The 17,462-nt window shown below is 73.1% G+C and carries 17 protein-coding genes; 9 read left to right on the top strand and 8 right to left on the bottom strand.

Translation table 11 applies throughout. The features are described 5' to 3' along the window. The first annotated feature begins 3 nt into the window (after window positions 1-3). The 4 genes from AC07FY_RS04190 to pssA all read left to right on the top strand — a co-directional run bounded on the left by AC07FY_RS04190 (window position 4) and on the right by pssA (window position 3,414). Window positions 4-516 carry a MaoC family dehydratase gene (locus tag AC07FY_RS04190; protein WP_479000101.1) on the top strand — a complete coding sequence of 171 codons (513 nt, stop codon included), beginning with the start codon at window positions 4-6 and terminating at the stop codon, window positions 514-516. Window positions 517-518: 2 nt separating this feature from the next. After that, on the top strand, window positions 519-1,724 hold the full coding sequence (locus AC07FY_RS04185) for an acyl-CoA dehydrogenase family protein (RefSeq protein WP_479000098.1): 1,206 nt from the start codon (window positions 519-521) through the stop codon (window positions 1,722-1,724). 186 nt (window positions 1,725-1,910) lie between these two features. Then, window positions 1,911-2,567 carry a phosphatidylserine decarboxylase gene (locus AC07FY_RS04180; protein ID WP_446590037.1) on the top strand — a complete coding sequence of 219 codons (657 nt, stop codon included), beginning with the start codon at window positions 1,911-1,913 and terminating at the stop codon, window positions 2,565-2,567. After that, window positions 2,554-3,414: a CDP-diacylglycerol--serine O-phosphatidyltransferase gene (pssA, locus tag AC07FY_RS04175; protein WP_479000095.1), complete on the top strand. Its 861-nt coding sequence runs from the start codon at window positions 2,554-2,556 to the stop codon at window positions 3,412-3,414. Before AC07FY_RS04180 ends, pssA begins: the two co-directional genes overlap by 14 nt. A 154-nt stretch (window positions 3,415-3,568) precedes the next feature. Here the strand turns inward: pssA and AC07FY_RS04170 are convergent, their stop codons facing one another. Genes AC07FY_RS04170 through AC07FY_RS04150 form a run of 5 tightly spaced genes read right to left on the bottom strand, consistent with a single transcriptional unit; the run spans window position 3,569 to window position 8,405 of the window. Next, a complete protein-coding gene (locus tag AC07FY_RS04170) occupies window positions 3,569-4,849 on the bottom strand; it encodes an ABC transporter substrate-binding protein (RefSeq protein ID WP_479000092.1) in 1,281 nt (426 codons plus the stop codon). Next, window positions 4,846-5,958 (bottom strand): branched-chain amino acid ABC transporter permease, encoded by a 1,113-nt coding sequence (locus AC07FY_RS04165; protein ID WP_479000089.1) that lies wholly within the window; start codon window positions 5,956-5,958, stop codon window positions 4,846-4,848. The genes AC07FY_RS04170 and AC07FY_RS04165 overlap by 4 nt, the downstream gene beginning before the upstream one ends. After that, a complete protein-coding gene (locus AC07FY_RS04160) occupies window positions 5,951-6,841 on the bottom strand; it encodes a branched-chain amino acid ABC transporter permease (RefSeq protein ID WP_479000086.1) in 891 nt (296 codons plus the stop codon). Before AC07FY_RS04160 ends, AC07FY_RS04165 begins: the two co-directional genes overlap by 8 nt. Further along, window positions 6,838-7,620 carry an ABC transporter ATP-binding protein gene (locus AC07FY_RS04155; RefSeq protein ID WP_479001529.1) on the bottom strand — a complete coding sequence of 261 codons (783 nt, stop codon included), beginning with the start codon at window positions 7,618-7,620 and terminating at the stop codon, window positions 6,838-6,840. The genes AC07FY_RS04160 and AC07FY_RS04155 overlap by 4 nt, the downstream gene beginning before the upstream one ends. Then, a complete protein-coding gene (locus AC07FY_RS04150; RefSeq protein WP_479000084.1) occupies window positions 7,617-8,405 on the bottom strand; it encodes an ABC transporter ATP-binding protein in 789 nt (262 codons plus the stop codon). The genes AC07FY_RS04155 and AC07FY_RS04150 overlap by 4 nt, the downstream gene beginning before the upstream one ends. Window positions 8,406-8,601: 196 nt before the next feature. Between AC07FY_RS04150 and AC07FY_RS04145 the strand changes: the two genes are divergently transcribed. From AC07FY_RS04145 to AC07FY_RS04135, 3 genes are all read left to right on the top strand, one after another. Further along, window positions 8,602-9,798 carry a PucR family transcriptional regulator gene (locus tag AC07FY_RS04145; protein WP_479000081.1) on the top strand — a complete coding sequence of 399 codons (1,197 nt, stop codon included), beginning with the start codon at window positions 8,602-8,604 and terminating at the stop codon, window positions 9,796-9,798. 295 nt (window positions 9,799-10,093) lie between these two features. Continuing rightward, a complete protein-coding gene (locus tag AC07FY_RS04140) occupies window positions 10,094-11,569 on the top strand; it encodes an AlkA N-terminal domain-containing protein (protein ID WP_479000078.1) in 1,476 nt (491 codons plus the stop codon). A 10-nt stretch (window positions 11,570-11,579) separates the two neighbouring features. Continuing rightward, the gene (locus AC07FY_RS04135; protein WP_479000075.1) at window positions 11,580-12,146 is read left to right on the top strand and encodes a methylated-DNA--[protein]-cysteine S-methyltransferase; all 567 of its coding nucleotides are present in this window, start codon (window positions 11,580-11,582) and stop codon (window positions 12,144-12,146) included. Here the strand turns inward: AC07FY_RS04135 and AC07FY_RS04130 are convergent. The 3 genes from AC07FY_RS04130 to AC07FY_RS04120 are packed head-to-tail and all read right to left on the bottom strand — an operon-like array spanning window position 12,089 to window position 13,224. Next, window positions 12,089-12,517 (bottom strand): hypothetical protein, encoded by a 429-nt coding sequence (locus AC07FY_RS04130; RefSeq protein WP_479000072.1) that lies wholly within the window; start codon window positions 12,515-12,517, stop codon window positions 12,089-12,091. The two genes, AC07FY_RS04135 and AC07FY_RS04130, sit on opposite strands and share 58 nt — an antisense overlap. Window positions 12,518-12,558: 41 nt before the next feature. Beyond that, window positions 12,559-13,059 carry an NUDIX domain-containing protein gene (locus AC07FY_RS04125; RefSeq protein WP_479000070.1) on the bottom strand — a complete coding sequence of 167 codons (501 nt, stop codon included), beginning with the start codon at window positions 13,057-13,059 and terminating at the stop codon, window positions 12,559-12,561. A gap of 9 nt (window positions 13,060-13,068) precedes the next feature. Next, window positions 13,069-13,224 (bottom strand): hypothetical protein, encoded by a 156-nt coding sequence (locus AC07FY_RS04120; RefSeq protein ID WP_479000067.1) that lies wholly within the window; start codon window positions 13,222-13,224, stop codon window positions 13,069-13,071. Window positions 13,225-13,354: 130 nt separating this feature from the next. On the opposite strand from AC07FY_RS04120, the gene AC07FY_RS04115 reads away from it, so the two are divergent. Both AC07FY_RS04115 and AC07FY_RS04110 read left to right on the top strand, forming a co-directional pair. Then, window positions 13,355-14,503 (top strand): glycerate kinase, encoded by a 1,149-nt coding sequence (locus AC07FY_RS04115; RefSeq protein ID WP_479000064.1) that lies wholly within the window; start codon window positions 13,355-13,357, stop codon window positions 14,501-14,503. 142 nt (window positions 14,504-14,645) lie between these two features. Then, entirely contained in the window at window positions 14,646-17,453 is a 2,808-nt protein-coding gene (locus AC07FY_RS04110) for a SpoIIE family protein phosphatase (protein WP_479000061.1), read from the top strand. Window positions 17,454-17,462 lie beyond the last annotated feature (9 nt).

Raw genomic sequence — 17,462 nt, 5'->3', positions numbered from 1 at the left:
CCGATGCAGTTCGGACGTACGTACGAGGAGTTCGAGGTCGGGGCGGTCTACAAGCACTGGCCCGGGAAGACGGTCACGGAGTACGACGACCACCTCTTCTGTCTGCTGACCATGAACCACCACCCGCTCCACATGGACAGCAATTACGCGGAGAACACGACCGACTTCGGCAAGAACGTGGTGGTGGGCAACTACATCTACTCGCTGCTGCTCGGCATGTCGGTGCCGGACGTCTCGGGGAAGGCCATCGCCAACCTGGAGATCGAGTCGCTGCGGCACGTGGCGCCGACCTTCCACGGCGACACGATCTACGGCGAGACCACCGTCCTCGGCAAGACCCCGTCGAAGTCGAAGAACGACCGGGGCATCGTCCACGTCGAGACCAAGGGCTACAAGCAGGACGGCACCCTGGTCTGCGTCTTCCGGCGCAAGGTGATGGTCCCGACCGAGACGTACATCAAGGAGCGCGGCGGCGAGCAGCCCGGCCGCCCGCAGCTGAAGGAACAGGGGAAGTAGCCATGGCCCGACTCGCCCAGACCGCCGGGCTCAACGACGTCCAGCGGGAGATCCTGAAGACCGTCCGGGACTTCGTCGACAAGGAGATCATCCCGGTCGCGACGGAGCTCGAGCACCGCGACGAGTACCCGCAGCAGATCGTCGACGGCCTGAAGGAGCTCGGCCTCTTCGGCCTGATGATCCCGGAGGAGTACGGCGGCCTGGGTGAGTCGCTGCTCACCTACGCGCTGTGCGTCGAGGAGATAGCGCGCGGATGGATGTCCGTCTCGGGCATCATCAACACGCACTTCATCGTGGCGTACATGCTCAAGCAGCACGGCACGCAGGAGCAGAAGGACCACTTCCTGCCGCGCATGGCGCTGGGCGAGGTGCGCGGCGCGTTCTCGATGTCCGAGCCGGCGCTGGGCTCCGACGTGTCGGCCATCACGTCCAAGGCGGTGAAGGACGGCGACGAGTACGTCCTGAACGGCCAGAAGATGTGGCTCACGAACGGTGGCACCTCGACGCTGGTCGCGGTCCTCGTGCGAAGTGACGAAGGACACCCCGAGGGCACCGCGCCCCACAAGTCGATGACGACCTTCCTCGTGGAGAAGGAGCCGGGCTTCGGTGAGGTCCGTCCGGGCCTGACCATCCCCGGCAAGATCGACAAGATGGGCTACAAGGGCGTCGACACGACCGAGCTCATCATGGACGGACTGCGCATTCCGGCCAATCGGGTGCTTGGCGGACAGACAGGCCGAGGGTTTTACCAAATGATGGACGGGGTCGAGGTCGGCCGCGTCAACGTGGCGGCGCGTGGCTGCGGCGTCGCTCAGCGTGCCTTCGAACTGGGTGTCTCGTATGCCCAGCAACGTCACACTTTCGGCAAGGCGATCGCGGAGCACCAGGCCATCCAGTTCAAGCTGGCCGAAATGGCTACCAAGGTCGAAGCCGCCCATGCGATGATGGTGAATGCAGCACGCAAAAAGGACTCCGGGGAACGAAACGACCTCGAAGCAGGGATGGCGAAGTACCTCGCCTCCGAGTACTGCAAAGAGGTGGTGGAGGACGCGTTCCGCATCCACGGCGGTTACGGGTTCTCCAAGGAGTACGAGATCGAGCGCCTCTACCGCGAGGCCCCGATGCTGCTCATCGGTGAAGGTACCGCCGAGATCCAGAAAATGATCATCGGGCGACGCCTGCTCGAGGAGTACCGACTGCAGGGCTGAAAGTACCTTTTGCGGCGGATCGTCCAGCGATTCGCCGCAGAAGAGTCACTAGCTGTCACTGGCTGACGGACATCGACTCGGCTTCTGGCTTGCCCAGTTGTTGCGCGCAACCGATAGCATTCCAGTAAAGCCGCCGTCCCGTCCCCCCGTTTGCGGCGCGGCAATCACCCGCTACGAAGGTCATCCATGCCCCACAGCCAAACCTCTGCACCTCGCGACAGCCTCCTTGGCGTACGCCTCGCGCGCGGAGCATCGCCGTGGCTTCTGCCGACCCTCGCCACCGCGGCGCTCAGCCTGACCCGGGCTCGCAAGTCCGGGCGCTGGGCCGCGGCGGCCGTGCCCACCACCGCGCTCGCGGCGGGCATGCTGTGGTTCTTCCGCGACCCGGAGCGCGAGATCGCCCAGGGCCGTGTCATCTCGCCCGCCGACGGTGTGGTGCAGAGCATCATGCCGTGGAAGGACGGGCGGACCCGGGTCGCGATCTTCATGAGCCCGCTGAACGTCCACGTCAACCGCGCGCCCCTCGCGGGCACGGTGACGTCCGTGGAGCACATCCCCGGCGGATTCGTCCCGGCGTTCAACAAGGAGAGCGAGAACAACGAGCGCGTTGTCTGGCACTTCGACACCGAGCTCGGTGACATCGAGATGGTGCAGATCGCCGGCGCGGTAGCCCGGCGCATCGTTCCCTACCTGCCCGCCGGCACCAAGGTCGAGCAGGGTGAACGCATCGGTCTGATCCGCTTCGGCTCCCGCGTCGACATCTACCTCCCCGAGGGCGTCGAGGTCGCGGTCGAGGTCGGGCAGGCCACCACCGCGGGGGTGACACGAATTGACCGTGACTGACCCTGAGACTCCGGCAGCCGGCTGGGTGCCCGAGCCCGCCGAGGAGGGGTCCGCCGAGGACGACATGCCGCTCTCGCTGCGGCTGTCGATAGCGGACACCCTGACCCTCGGCAACGCGACGTGCGGATTCATGGCGGTGTACTTCACCACCACCGGCATCCTCATCCCGCACCTCACCGGCAGCGGCGAGTCGGGCATGGCCCGCAACAGCGCGGCGACGGCGGTGATACTGATGCTGCTCGCCGCGGTCTTCGACCTCTTCGACGGCATCGTGGCCCGCAAGCTGCGCAGCTCGCCGATGGGCGCCGAACTGGACAACCTGTCGGACCTGATCAGCTTCGGCCTGGCTCCCGCGTACTTCGTGCTCGTCTACGGCATGGTCGCCGACGACGCGGTGCAGAAGATGTCGGCGCTGGCCGCGATCGTGGTGCTGCTGGCCGTGGTGCTCAGACTCGCGCGCTTCAGCTGCGTGACGATGAAGGACGGCATGTTCCAGGGCATGCCGAGCCCCTTCGGCGCGCTGACGGTCGTCTCGATCGTCCTGCTGGAGCTGCCCTTCGTCCCGACGCTGCTCGCCATCATCGGCGTGGCCTGGCTGATGGTGAGCCGGGTGGAGTACCCCAAGCCGCGGGGCGTGCTCGCGGTGGCGATGCTCTGCTGGATCATCGGCGCGATGGGGCTGCTCGCGGCCTGGGCGTTCGACGCCCCGGGCGGTCAGCTGCTGCTCCAGACCGGCTGCGCCCTGCAGATCGCGATGGCGGCGACGATCCCGCTGTTCGCGACGACCCGCCGGGCGAACACCTTCCGGCACAACCGCCGCGAGGCCCGCGCCACGACGCTGCGCTGAGCCCGACGTGTGAGAGGGCCCCCGGATGCCACTGGCATCCGGGGGCCCTCTCGTTCGTGTGCGGCGCCGCGGCGCAAGCGGCCCCGGGCCGGCGCCCGGGCTTCCGGGGCGGAGCCCCGGACCCCGCGCCCCAAACGCCGGCGAGGCTGAAGCCTCAGCCCGTCGGGGTGTAGTTGCGGGCCGCGTCGGCCACGGCGGCTTCCTTGACCACCTTCAGGCCGCCCGGGACCTGCGCGTCCGGTTTCATGATCACGCTGTGCCGGGTCGAGGGGGCCGCCGGGTCGGAGAAGTCGTGGGTGACGCCGAAGCCGCTGTCGTACGCCTTCAGGGTCAGCAGCGCCTTGCCGACGCCCTCCCGGGTGAGGTCCTTGTCGGCGCAGGCCTTCTTCAGGGCCTCGCCGTAGACCGCCGCGGCCGTGTAGCCGGCCACCACCCCGTTGTCGAGCCCCGCATCCGGATACGCCGCCTTGTAGGCCGAGGCCAGGGCCGCCGGACCCGCTTCGGAGGAGCCGATGGGGAGACTGGACGCCGCGACGTAGTAGTCCTTCTGCAGGGCCGATCCCGCCGGGGTGGCCAGCAGCTGGGGGGAGAAGGCCGAGTTGTTGCCGACCACGGGCACGTTCCAGCCGCCCGCCGCCGCCACCCCGACCAGGGAAGCCGCCTGCCGGGGTCCGGCGCTGACCACCACCGCCTTGACGCCCGCCTGCTTGAGGGCCGCCACCTGGGCGGACATGTCGTTGTCGGTGGGTTTGATCTTCTGCTCCACCACGGTCAGCCCGGCCTCCTTCGCCGCGTGCTTGGCCCCGGCCAGCGCGTTCTCGCCGTAGTCCCCCTCGAAGTACACGTGCCCGATGCTGTCGCCGGAGGCGATGCGCTTGTGCTCCAGGAGGTAGCCGACGGCGTTGACGGTCTCGATGTCGTAGGTGGCCCCGATCGTGCGGATGACGGGGCTGCCCAGCAGCGAGGCGGACCATGCCTGGGGGATGACCAGGCCCTTGTCCTGCCCGTCGATGCGGTCCTTGGCGGCGGCCACGAAGGGGGAGCCGATGAACTGGGCGAAGCCGAGCACCTCGGGCTGCAGCTCGGTGTAGCCCGCAAGGGCCTTCTGCGGGTCGTAGCCGTGGTCGCGGACCGTCAGCTCCAGCTGCCGGCCGCAGATGCCGCCCGCCGCGTTGGTCTGCTTGACCCACAGCTGCTGGGCCTGGGTGACGCTCTTGCCGAGCGAGGCGTAGACGCCGGTCATGTCGGTGAGGGCGCCGAGCCGGATGGTGGTGGCGCTGACGCCCTTGCCGGTCCTGACCCCGCCCTCGCCCTGCTTGTCCTCGCTGCCGCCGCCCGCCTTGCCGCTGCATCCGGCGGCGCCGGTCAGCAGGAGCGCGGCCGCGAGGGCCGCCGTACCGAGTCGCGCTCGCTTGTCCGTGCCGGGTCTGGTCACGCTGGCTCCTTGGGAGGTCGGATCCGGGCGAGACCGCCCGGGAGGAACAGGACGACGGCGACGACGGCCGCGCCGTACAGGTAGCGCGACGCCTCTCCCGGGGAGACACCGCCGGCGCCGGGGGCGGCGACGAGCGGGAGGGCGTCGCTGTAGCGGGTGAGCAGCTGGGGCAGCAGGGAGACGAAGGCGGCGCCGATGACGGCGCCCGCGACCGAGCCGAGCCCGCCGATCACGATGATGGCGAGGTATTCGAGGGACAGCACCATGCCGAAGTAGTCGGGCACGGTGCGCTGGAAGACCAGGGCGAGCAGGACGCCCGCCAGGCCCGCGTACATGGAGGACAGGACGAAGACGGCGGCGCGGTAGCGGGCCACCGGGACGCCCATGACGCCGGCGGCGATGGTGTGGTCGCGGATGGCGTTCATGGCGCGGCCCGGGCGACCGCGCAGGACGCCGCGGGCGAAGAGGGCGCAGACCAGGAGGGCGGCCAGGGCCACGTACCAGAGCTTCTCGGCGGACTGGAAGGGGACGGCGGCGATCACCGTCTCGGTGTCGTCGAAGGTGACCCCGAGGAGGGAGAGCGGTTCGACGGCGCGGCCGTTGAAGCCGCCGGTGAGGGGGGTGGCGTTGAACAGGACGTGCTGGCCGATGAAGATCAGCGCGAGGGTGGCGATGCCGAGGTAGGCGCCGCGCAGCCGGCCGGCGATGGGGCTGAAGAGCCCGCCCGCGGCGCCGGCGAGGGCCACGGCGAGGACGGCCGCCAGCCACGTGGGCAGCCCGAGGCCGACGAGCTCGTGGCCGCCGGAGCGTCCGCCGTCCCCGGCCAGCGCGCAGTAGCCGTACGCGCCGACTGCGAGGAAGAAGGCGTGTCCCATGGACAGCTGCCCGGTGGCGCCGGTGAGCAGGTTGAGGCCGATGGCGCCGATGCCGGCGGCGATGGCGAACAGTCCGGCCTGGAGCCAGAACCGATCCAGGTAGAAGGGCAGCGCGAGGAGGAGAGCGGCCCCCGCGGTGCCCAGGAGCAGGCGGTGCGGAACTGCGCGCTTCGCGCTCGCCCGTACGGCGCCCGGGACGCTCGCGGTGCTCGCGGTGCTCGGCGTGTCAGACACGGGCGGGCTCCTTCGTGCCGAACAGGCCCGCCGGGCGCAGCAGCAGGACCACGATCATGACCAGGTAGGGGGCGAGGTCGCCGATGCCGCGGCCGAGGGGGGCGAGCTGGCCCTGGTACCCGGTGGCCATGGCCTCGGTGACGCCGACGATCAGGCCGCCCGCGAGGGCGCCGGTGGTGGAGTCGAGGCCGCCGAGGATGGCCGCCGGGAAGGCCTTGAGGGCGGCCAGCGAGGTCGCCCGTTCCAGGCCGGGGGTGGGGAAGACGGTGAGGAACAGCGCGGCGACGGCGGCCAGGGCCCCCGCGACCGCCCAGGCGGCCAGGGAGACCCGGCCCAGCCGGACGCCCATCAGCGCGGCGGTCTCCGGCTTCTCGGCGGCCGCCCGCATGGCCACGCCCCAGGCGGTGTACCGGAAGAGCAGCAGGAACGCACCGATGAGCAGGGCGGCCGAGACGAAGGCCGCGATCCGGGTCTGCGGGAGGGTGACCGGTCCGAGCCGGACCACGGCGTCGCCCCACGGGTCGCCGAGGGCGAGGACGTCCGTACCGATGCGGCGGGTCAGGTCGGTGGTGATGAGGATGTCCACGCCGATGGTGACGATGGCAAGGACGCTCTGGTCCTGGCCGCGGTAGCGGCGCATGACGAGGAACTCCACCCCGGCGCCGACCGCTGCCGCGGCGGCGACGCCGGCGGCCAGCGCGGGCCAGAACCCGATGTCGTCGTGGAGGACCGCGGTGACCCAGCCGCCGGCCAGGAGGAGTGAGGCGTGGGCGAAGTTGACGACTTCGGTGGCTTTGAAGATCACCACGAAGCCGAGGGCGATCAAGGCGTACACGGAGCCCATGGACAGGCCGCCGAGCAGCAGTTCGAGGAACGTGGTCACGCGGCCGGGTCCTCCTCGCCGAGATAGGCGCGCACGACCGCCGGGTCGTTCTGCACCTGGGCGGGCGTCCCGCCGCCGATCCGTCGTCCGAAGTCGAGTACGGTCACCGCGTCCGCGAGCCGCATCACCACCCCCATGTCGTGTTCGACGAGCACGATCGATATGCCGAGGCCGCTTCGCACACTGGCGATGACGGCGGCGGTGCGCCGGCGTTCGTCGGCGGTCATGCCGGCGACGGGTTCGTCGAGGAGGAGCAGCCGGGGCTCCATGCACAGGGCCCGGGCCAGTTCGACGAGTTTCTGCTTCCCGTAGGGCAAGGAGCCCGCGGGCGCGGCCAGGTCGCCCTCCAGGCCGACGAACGAGGCGATCTCGCGGACCCGTTCGCGGTGCCGGCGGTCCTCGCGGACGGCGGCCGGCAGCCGGAGCCCGGCCGCGAGGAAGCCGGAGCGCATCAGCCGGTGGCGCCCGAGCAGCAGGCTGTCGGCGACCGTGGTGTGCGGCGGCAGGGCCAGGTTCTGGAAGGTGCGGGCGATGCCGAGCGCGGCGACGGCGTGCGCCGGCAGGCCGGTCAGCTCGGCGTCCCCGAACCGGACGCTGCCGGCCGAGGCGCGGTAGACCCCGGAGAGCACGTTGAAGCAGGTGGACTTGCCGGCGCCGTTGGGTCCGATGACGGCGTGCAGACTGCCGGGCTCGACGGTGAAGGAGACGGAGTCGAGGGCCGTGAGGCCGGCGAAGCGGACGGTGACGTCGGTGACGGTGAGCGCGGGCGGCGGCGTCATGCGGACCACCGGCGCAGGGTCGGGGCCGCGGGTGCGGCCGGGGCGTCGGCGTCGGTGATGCCGAGGTAGCGGCGGCGGACCTCGTCCGAGGCGGCCAGGTCGGCGGCCGGGCCGGACAGGGTGACCTCGCCGACCTCCAGGACGTAGGCGTGGGAGGCCAGCCGCAGCGCCAGGGCCGCGTTCTGCTCGACCAGCAGCACCGAGGTGCCCGACGCGTTGATCTCGGTGATGGTCGCGGCGATCGTCGCGGCCATCTTGGGCGCGAGACCCAGCGAGGGCTCGTCCAGGAGCAGCAGCCGGGGGCGGGCCATCAGCGCGCGGCCGAGGGCCAGCATCTGCTGCTCGCCGCCGGAGAGCAGGCCGGCCCGCTGCCGGGAGCGGGCGGCGAGGACCGGGAAGAGCTCGTGGACGCGGGCCAGCGAGCGGGCGGTGTCGGCCCGGGATCCGGCCCGGGCCCCGAGGGTGCCCGCCCGCAGGTTGTCCGCGACGCTCATCCGGGCGAACACCTGCCGGCCCTCCGGTACTTGCACCACCCCGGCGGCCACCGCCCGGGCCGGCGCGAGACCGTCCAGCGACACGCCGTCGAAGCGCACGCCGCCCCCGGTGACGGCGCCGCGGTGGAAGGCGAGCGTGCGGGACACCGCCCGCAGCAACGTCGTCTTCCCCGCGCCGTTCCCGCCGAGCACCACGACCACGGCGCCTTCCGGTACGTCGAGCGACACGGCGCGCAGCGCCCGGACCGGCCCGTAGCCGACGGACAGCTCACGCACTTGGAGCGAGCCCACTTCCCCTCCCCCTGCCAGGCCCTGTGCGGGCGTTGTGCTGGCGCACAGACCAGCACCGGGGCGGTACGCCCGTCCACGGTCCGCGGCGGAATCGCTGCCGATGACCAGCCGGGGGCGGGGTCCCGTTGTGCTGCGGCACAGACCTGCGTGCGGGGCCCCTTACGCCGGTGGGCCGCGGATGACATCCTCAGCGGCCATGGGCGGACGCAGGGCGCGTACGGAAGCGGAGTGGTCGGTGCTGCTGACGGCGGCCGAGGTGCTGCTGGCACGCGTCCCGGAGCTGACCGAGCGGCTGATCGGCGATCTGGCGCAGCACTCGCCGCTGTACGACCTCGCGGTGCCGCGGGACGAGCACTGGCAGCAGATCAGCGAGGCCATGCGGTACGGCATCGAGGCCTTCGCCTCGCGCCGCTCGGACGCGCGCAAGGACCTGGCCTACGCGGAGGAGCTGGGGCTGCGCCGGGCCGAACAGGGGCTGCCGCTGGACCTGCTGCTGTACGCCTACCGCCGCGCCGGGCGGCTGACCTGGGACGAGCTGCTGGACATCGTCACCGAGGAGGACCCGGACGCCCTGCCGGTGCTGGCACGGACCGCCGGGGCGATGTGGGCGGGGATCGAGCAGCAGGCGGCGACCACGGCGGAGGCCTACCGGGCGGGCGAGCGGGAGATGCGACGGCGCAGCGACGAACGCGTTCAGGCCCTGCTCGACGCGCTGCTGCAAGGGGACGCGGCGCCGGGCCTGGCGGCGCGGGCCGCGGCGGGCCTGGACCTGCCGGAACAGGGGCGGTACGCGGTGGTCGTACTCCCCGTGGACCGGCGGGACTCCGTGCACCGGGTGTCGGCGGTGGGCGGGATGCGGCTGTTCTGGCGGATGCGGGCGGAGCAGGAGCTGGCGGTGGTGGCCCTGGGGTCGTGCTCCACGGAGGACCTGGCGGCGGAGCTGGCCGACCGCTGCCCGGGGCCCGGCGGGATCAGCCCGGTGGTGGACGGGCTGCTGGAGCTCGGCCGGGCCCGGCGGCTGGCGGAGACGGCGCTGGCCACCTGCGCGGCGGAGGAGCGGTCGCTGGTGCGGCTGTCCCAGCGGCTGCCGACGGCCCTGGTGGTGCGGCAGCCCGAGTTGGCGGGTGAGCTGGTGCAGGCGGTCCTGGGACCCCTGCTGGAGCTGGACCCCGCGGACCGCGCGGTGCTGCTGGAGACGCTCGACGCGTGGCTGGCCGCGGAGGGGTCCGCCGGGCGGGCGGCGACCCGGCTGTACTGCCACCGCAACACGGTGTTCAACCGGCTGCGGCGGCTCGAGCACCTGACCTCCCGCTCGCTGTCCCGCCCCCGCGACCTGGTGGCCCTCACGCTGGCCCGGGACGCCCACCGGCTCTCGGTCCCGCCGGGGCCCTGACCTCGGGCGGCGCGGGCCGGGGCGTACGGGCCAGGGGGGGACGACCGGGCGGCGCGGGCGGCTGCCGCGGGCCGGGCTCCGCCCGGTTCTGGCGTTCCGCCCGGGCCCCGCGCCTCACACGCCGGCGGGGCTGACTTTCCCCGGGCCCGCCCGCGCCGGAGGCGGGGCCGGCCCTGCGCGAGCCCGCGCCGAAAACGAAACGGGCTTTCCCGGAAACCGCGCCGGAGGCGGTCGGCGTACGCTTGGTGTCGGAAATCCGCCAGCCCGGGGGGCGGCCGACCCGGATCCTGGAGTCATGCACACCGACACCGAGCGCTGCGTAAGGGCCGTGCAGTCGAAGGACGCCCGATTCGACGGCTGGTTCTTCACCGCCGTCCTGACCACCCGGATCTACTGCCGGCCCAGCTGCCCCGCCGTGCCGCCGAAGGTCGCGAACATGACCTTCCTGCCCAGCGCCGCCGCCTGTCAGCAGGCCGGGTTCCGGGCCTGCAAGCGCTGCCGGCCGGACACCAGCCCCGGCTCCCCCGAGTGGAACGCCCGCGCGGACGCCGTCGCCCGCGCCATGCGCCTGATCCAGGACGGCGTGGTGGACCGGGAGGGAGTGCCGGGACTCGCCACCCGGCTCGGCTACTCCACCCGGCAGGTCGAGCGGCAGCTGAGCGCCGAGCTCGGGGCCGGCCCCCTGGCCCTCGCCCGCGCCCAGCGCGCCCAGACCGCCCGGCTGCTCATCGAGACCTCCGGACTTCCGATGGGGGACGTCGCCTTCGCCGCCGGCTTCTCCTCCATCCGCACCTTCAACGACACCGTCCGCGAGGTCTTCGCCCTCTCCCCCAGCGAGCTGCGCCGGAGGGCCGGCAAGGCCGACCGCCATCAGCCGCGGATCCCGGGCACGATCAGCCTCCGCTTGCCGTTCCGGGCCCCGCTCAACCCCGACAACCTCTTCGGTCACCTGGCGGCGACCGCCGTCCCCGGCGTCGAGGAGTGGCGCGACGGCGCCTACCGCCGCACCCTGCGCCTGCCGTACGGCACCGGGGTCGTCGCGCTGACCCCGCAGCCCGACCACATCGGCTGCCGGCTGGCCCTGACCGACCTGCGCGACCTGACCATCGCCATCAGCCGCTGCCGCTGGATGCTCGACCTGGACGCGGATCCCGAGGCCGTCGACGGGCAGTTGCGCGCCGATCCGCTGCTGGCCCCGCTCGTGGACAAGGCCCCGGGGCGCCGGGTCCCCCGTACGGTCGACGCGGCGGAGTTCGCCGTACGGGCGGTCCTCGGCCAGCAGGTGTCCACCGCGGCGGCGCGCACCCACGCCGCCCGGCTGGTGGCCGCGCACGGTGAGGCGGTGCAGGACCCGCTGGGCGGGCTCACCCACCTGTTCCCGTCCCCGCGGGCCCTCGCCGAGGTGGACCCGGAGTCGCTGGCCATGCCCCGGGCCCGCCGCACCACCTTCACCACCCTGGTCTCGGCGCTGGCCGACGGTTCGCTGCCGCTCGGCATCGACAGCGACTGGGATGCGGCGCGCGCGCAGCTCGCCGCGCTGCCCGGGTTCGGCCCGTGGACCACCGAGATCATCGCGATGCGGGCGCTGGGCGACCCGGACGCGTTCCTGCCGTCCGACCTGGGCGTCCGGCGGGCGGCGCGGGAGCTCGGACTGCCGTCCACCCCCGCCGCGCTGACCGCCCGGGCGGCCGGCTGGCGGCCGTGGCGCGCCTACGCCGTCCAGTACCTGTGGGCCACCGACGACCACGCCATCAACCACCTGCCCGTTTGAGGAGCACACCGTGAACAGCACTACCGGCAAGCAGCACACCGTCGTCGAGAGCCCCTACGGTCCGCTCACCCTCGTCGCCACCGACGGCGTCCTCAGCGGCCTGTACATGACGGGGCAGCGCCACCGCCCGGCCGAGGAGACCTTCGGGGAACGGGTCGCCGCCGGCGAGGAGCCCTTCCCCGAAGTGGTGCGGCAGTTGGCGGCGTACTTCGCCGGGGAGCTGACCGCCTTCGACCTGCCGCTGCGGCTGGAGGGCACCGACTTCCAGCGCAGCGTGTGGGGGCAGTTGGTACGGATCCCCTACGGGGAGACCTGGTCGTACGGGCGGCTCGCGGCGGAACTGGGCAAGCCCAACGCCTCGCGCGCCGTGGGCCTGGCGAACGGGAGGAACCCGATCGGCATCATCGTGCCGTGCCACCGCGTGATCGGCGCGTCGGGCGGCATGACCGGCTACGGCGGCGGGCTCGACCGCAAGGTCCGCCTGCTCGACTTCGAGTCCGCGGCCGGGCGGCTCCCGGGTCAGACCACCAGCAGCGGCACCAGCAGGGCGAAGGCCGCGCCCGCCTCGACCGCGTAGGCGTACAGGGAGGGGTGCTGGACCGGGGCGGCGAGCAGGACCACGCTCTGCCGGGCGGCGGCCGCCGCCACCCAGTCGGCGTCGGCGCCGAGGTTGCCCTGGTACCACCCCTCGCAGGAGCCGGGGCCGCTGACGGCGAGCAGGTCGTCCTCGCGGCGGTAGAGGGCCTGCCACTGGGCGGCGGGCACGGACCAGCCGTCGAAGTCGGTGAACCGGCACCAGCCGCCGTCGCGTATCGCGGTGTCGAAGAGCCAGACCGGCATGCCCTCCGGGGTCACCTCGCCGGCGGACTGCTCGTCGGTGGTGAAGTGGACCATGGGAAGGGCGTCGGGCCCCTCGGCGGTGCTGGGCCAGGCGTACATGGTGATCATCAGCTGATTCTGTCCTGCTCGAGTCGGGTCCGGGGCGGCCGCTACGGGTCGAGGGGCCGGCGGCCGTTCTCCAGTTCCGCGGTCCCCTCGCCCGACTGCAGGACGCGGTACGCCTCCTGGGCACGCAGGCCGAGCGCTCCGGGGAGGTACGCGGTGAGTTCGGCGGGCTCGACGAGCCGCCAGGAGAGCAGTTCCTCCTCCTGGAGCCTGATCGAGGCGAGCTGCCCGGCGTCGAGCACCCCGCCGTCGTACAGGTACGCCACCAGCGGCGGCCGGTCCGGCCCCAGCGTCCAGTCCACGGCGAGCAGCCGGCCGAGCGGCAGGTCGATGCCGATCTCCTCGGCGCTCTCGCGGCGGGCGGCGGTGCGCGGCGACTCGCCCTGGTCGGACTCGATGGTGCCGCCCGGCAGGGCCCACCCCTCGCGGTAGTTGGGCTCGACGAGCAGGACCCGGCCCTGGGTGTCCCGGTAGAGGGCGGCCGCGCCGGCCAGCACCCGGGGCAGGCTCGCGATGTAGCCGGCGTAGTCATCGGTGGTGGTCACCTCGCCACCCTACCCACAGGTGCGTGACGGGGTGTCCGGCCGTGTGAAGGCGCCGGTCCGGGCGGCCGTGGGCGGCAGCTGGTGCAGGGAGCCGCCGACGCCGGAGGGGGTGGCGTCCAGCACGTGGACGGTGGGGCCGAGCAGGAGGACACGCGGCCGCACCATGCAGCGGTATCTCCCTTTTTGAGGGCATATCGCGCCGGCTGTGGCCCAGGCCACTCATGGGCATAGGAGGATCCTCCGGATAAGCTCATGGCGGCGCGACTGCACTGTTCGATAGCAAGGGAATAGCAAGGTGACGGACGGAGCAGTAACTGAGGCCGCGCGCGTGCTCATCGCCGCGGACAAATTCAAGGGCTCGCTCACGGCCGTTCAGGTCGCGGAGCGGGTGACGGCGGGCCTGCGCAAGGCCGTCCCGGACGTGGAGATCGAGACCCTCCCCGTCGCGGACGGCGGCGACGGCACGGTCGCGGCCGCGGTGGCGGCCGGTTTCGAACGCCGGGAGGTACGGGTCACCGGACCCCTCGGCGAGCAGGTCACGGCCGCCTTCGCGCTGCGCGGGGGCACCGCGGTGGTCGAGATGGCGGAGGCTTCCGGGCTGCAGCTGCTGCCGTCGGGCACCTTCGCCCCCCTGACGGCCACCACGTACGGCTCGGGCGAGCTGCTGAAGGCCGCGCTGGACGCGGGCGCGCGCTCCATCGTCTTCGGCGTGGGCGGCAGCGCAACCACCGACGGCGGCGCCGGCATGCTGGCGGCGCTGGGCGCGGTGTTCCTGGATGCGAACGGCGAACCGGTCGGTCCGGGCGGTGGCGCGCTGGCCGGCCTGGCCTCGGCCGACCTGTCGGGGATCGACCCGCGCTTCGCGGAGGTCGACTTCGTGCTGGCCAGCGACGTGGACAACCCGCTGACCGGCCCCAAGGGCTGCGCGGCGGTCTACGGCCCGCAGAAGGGCGCGTCGCCGCAGGACGTGCAGACGCTCGACGCGGCGCTGGCGCACTTCGCCCGGGTCCTCGAGAAGTCCATCGGCGCGAAGGCCGCCGAGTGCGCGGTGCTGCCGGGCGCGGGCGGCGCGGGCGGCATCGGCTACGGTGCGCTGCTGCTCGGCGCCACCTTCCGCCCGGGCATCGAGCTGATGCTGGAGGTACTGGGCTTCGCGCCGGCGCTGGAGCGGGCCACCCTGGTCATCACCGGTGAGGGGTCGCTGGACGAGCAGACCCTGCATGGAAAGGCGCCGGCGGGCGTCGCGGCGGCCGCCCGGGCCGCCGGCAAGCCGGTCGTGGCGGTGTGCGGGCGGCTGCTGCTGTCCCAGGAGGCGCTGGAGGCCGCCGGGATCCGCAAGGCGTACCCGCTGACCGACCTGGAGCCCGATCCGGCGAAGTCCATCCCGAACGCCGGTCCCCTGTTGGAGCAGGTGGCGGCCACCATCGCCGCCGACGTGCTCTGAGCCGTGACGGCCGGCGAGGCCCGGTTCCCCGAGCAGGGGGACCGGGCCTCCGCCGTTCCGCCGCACGGCCCGGCCGGTGTCGCGGCGGCGACCGCCGCCGCGCGGCCGCCCCAAACCCCCGGGTCAGTGTTAGAAAGGGCTCATGACCGGACGTTTTGGTCGCCAGCCGACCGGGTGGGGCCCGCGCCTGTGGGCGCGCCTGTCCCTGGGGGCCCGCAGCGTCGCCGGTCAGGTCTTCGCCCTCCAGGCGGTGATCGCGCTGCTGCTGATCACCGCCGCCTCGGTGGCTCTGGTGCTGCAGGCCCGCTACGCCAGCGAGCGCGACGCCCGCCACCGCTCGCTGGCCGCCGCCGAGTCCTTCGCGCACGCCCCCGGACTGCCCCAGGCGCTCGTGTCGCCCGATCCGACCGCCGTGCTCCAGCCGCTCGCCGACTCCGCCCGCGTGGCCTCCGGCGTCGACTTCATCGCCGTGATGAGCACCGACGGACTCCGGTACACCGACTCGCGGCCCGAGCTGATCGGCCGGCGTGCCACGGGCGACCTCTCGCGCGCCCGTTCCGGGGAGTCCTTCACCGAGGTGTTCACCGGGGACCCCAGCGACGCGGTCCGGGCCGTCGTACCCGTCCGGGACGCCGACGGCTCGGTGGTGGGCCTCGTCGGCAGCGGCATCGAGGTGGCGAACGTGTCGGACGTGGTCGAAAACCAGGTCCCGCTGCTCCTCGGCGCCGCGGCGGGCGCCCTGCTCCTGGCCACCGGCGGCGCGTTCCTGGTGAGCCGCCGGCTGCGGCGCCAGACGCACGGGCTGCGGGCGGACGAGATGTCCCGGATGAACGAGCACCACGAGGCCGTCCTGCACGCCGTCCGCGAGGGCGTGCTCATCATCGGGACCGATCACCGGCTGGTCCTCGCCAACGACGAGGCCCGCCGCCTGCTCGGCCTGTCGGCCGACGCCGAGGGCCGGCACGTCGCCGGGCTCGGCCTGGACGCGGGGATCGCCGAGCTGCTCCTGTCGGGCCGGATCGCGACGGACGAGGTCCACCTGGCCGGTGACCGGCTGCTGGTGGTCAACGTCCGGCCGGCGAAGCCGTACGGCGGCCAGTCCTCCGGCACCGTCATGACCCTGCGCGACTCCACCGAGCTCGCCGCGGTCTCCGGCCGGGCCGAGGTGGCCCGCGAGCGGCTCCAGCTGCTCTACGACGCCGGGGTGCGGATCGGTACCACCCTGGACGTGGTGCGGACCGCCGAGGAGCTCTCGGAGGTCGCCGTGCCCCGCTTCGCCGACTTCGTCACGGTGGAGCTGCTGGAGCCGGTGCTGCGCGGCGACGAGCCCTCGTCGGCCGCCGGCGCGTACACCGAGATGCGGCGGACGGCCATGAGCGGTGTCCGGACCGACCAGCCGCTCCAGCCGGTCGGCGACATCATTCGGTTCGTCGTCCCGACCGCTCCGATGGCCGCCGCCCTGGACGCCGGGGAAGCGGTGCTCGCGCCGGACCTGAACGCCGCCATGGGCTGGCGGGACCAGGACTCCCGGGGAACCCGGGAGGCCCTGGACTACGGGCTGCACTCGCTGATCAGCGTGCCCCTCCAGGCGCGGGGCGTGGTCCTCGGCATGGCCAACTTCTGGCGGGCGGCGGACACCCCGGAGCCCTTCGACGAGGAGGACCGCTCCTTCGCGATGGAACTCGCGGCGCGCGCCGCCGTCTCGATCGACAACGCCCGCCGCTTCACCCGCGAGCACGCCACCGCCGTGGCGCTGCAGCGAAGCCTGCTCCCCCGCGTACTGCCCGAGCTGACCGCCGTGGACGTCGCCTTCCGCTACCTGCCGGCGAAGGCGGGGGTGGGCGGGGACTGGTTCGACGTGATCCCGCTGCCCGGCGCACGGGTGGCGCTGGTCGTCGGCGACGTCGTCGGGCACGGGGTGCACGCCGCGGCCACCATGGGCCGGCTGCGCACCGCCGTGCACAACTTCTCCACCCTGGACCTGCCGCCCGACGAGCTGCTCGGGCACCTGGACGAGCTGATCAGCCGGATCGACCAGAGCGATACCGGGGCCGGGCGGGCCGACGGCTCGCACCGAAGCGGTTCGGACGGCTCGGACGGCGCGGGCGAGCCCGCCGGGATCACCGGGGCGACCTGCCTGTACGCGGTCTACGACCCGGTGTCCGGGCGGTGCGTGATGGCCAGTGCCGGGCACCCGGGGCCCGCACTGATCCCCGCCGAGGGGGACGTGCAGTTCCCCGAGCTGCCCGCCGGGCTGCCGCTCGGCGTCGGCGGCATGCCGTTCGAGGCGACCGAGTTCAGGCTGCCCGAGGGGAGCCGCCTCGTCCTGTTCACCGACGGCCTGGTGGAGGACCGCCGGCGCGACTTCGACACCGGCCTGACCGTGCTGCGGGACACCCTGTCCCGACCGGGCCGCAGCCCCGACCAGGCGTGCTCGGACGTACTGGCGGCCCTCCTGTCCCCGGTACCGGGCGACGACATCGCCCTGCTGATCGCCGACACCCGCCGACTGGACGCGGACCGCATCGCCGAGTGGGAGGTGCCCGGCGATCCGGCGGCCGTCTCCCGGGTGCGCAACGCCGGTGCGGCCCAGCTCACCGCCTGGGACCTGGAGGACGTCTCCTTCACCACCGAGCTGATCCTCAGCGAGCTGGTCACCAACGCCATCCGCTACGGGTCCGCGCCCGTCCGGGTCCGCCTGCTGTGCGACCGCGGTCTGATCTGCGAGGTCTCCGACGGCAGCAGCACCTCCCCGCACCTGCGGTACGCGGCCACCACCGACGAGGGCGGGCGCGGGCTGTTCCTCGTCGCGCAGTACTCCGACCGGTGGGGGGTCCGCTACACGGACCGGGGCAAGGTCATCTGGGCCGAACTGCCGCTGACGGCGCGCGCGGAGCCGCCGACCCCGGCTCCGCTGGACCTGGACGCGCTGGAGGACCTGGCCTGGTGAGGGCCGGGG

Source organism: Streptomyces sp. NPDC045967 (assembly GCF_056430495.1).
Note: the sequence above shows the minus strand (reverse complement) of the source record. Positions and strands in the feature narration are given on the sequence as shown.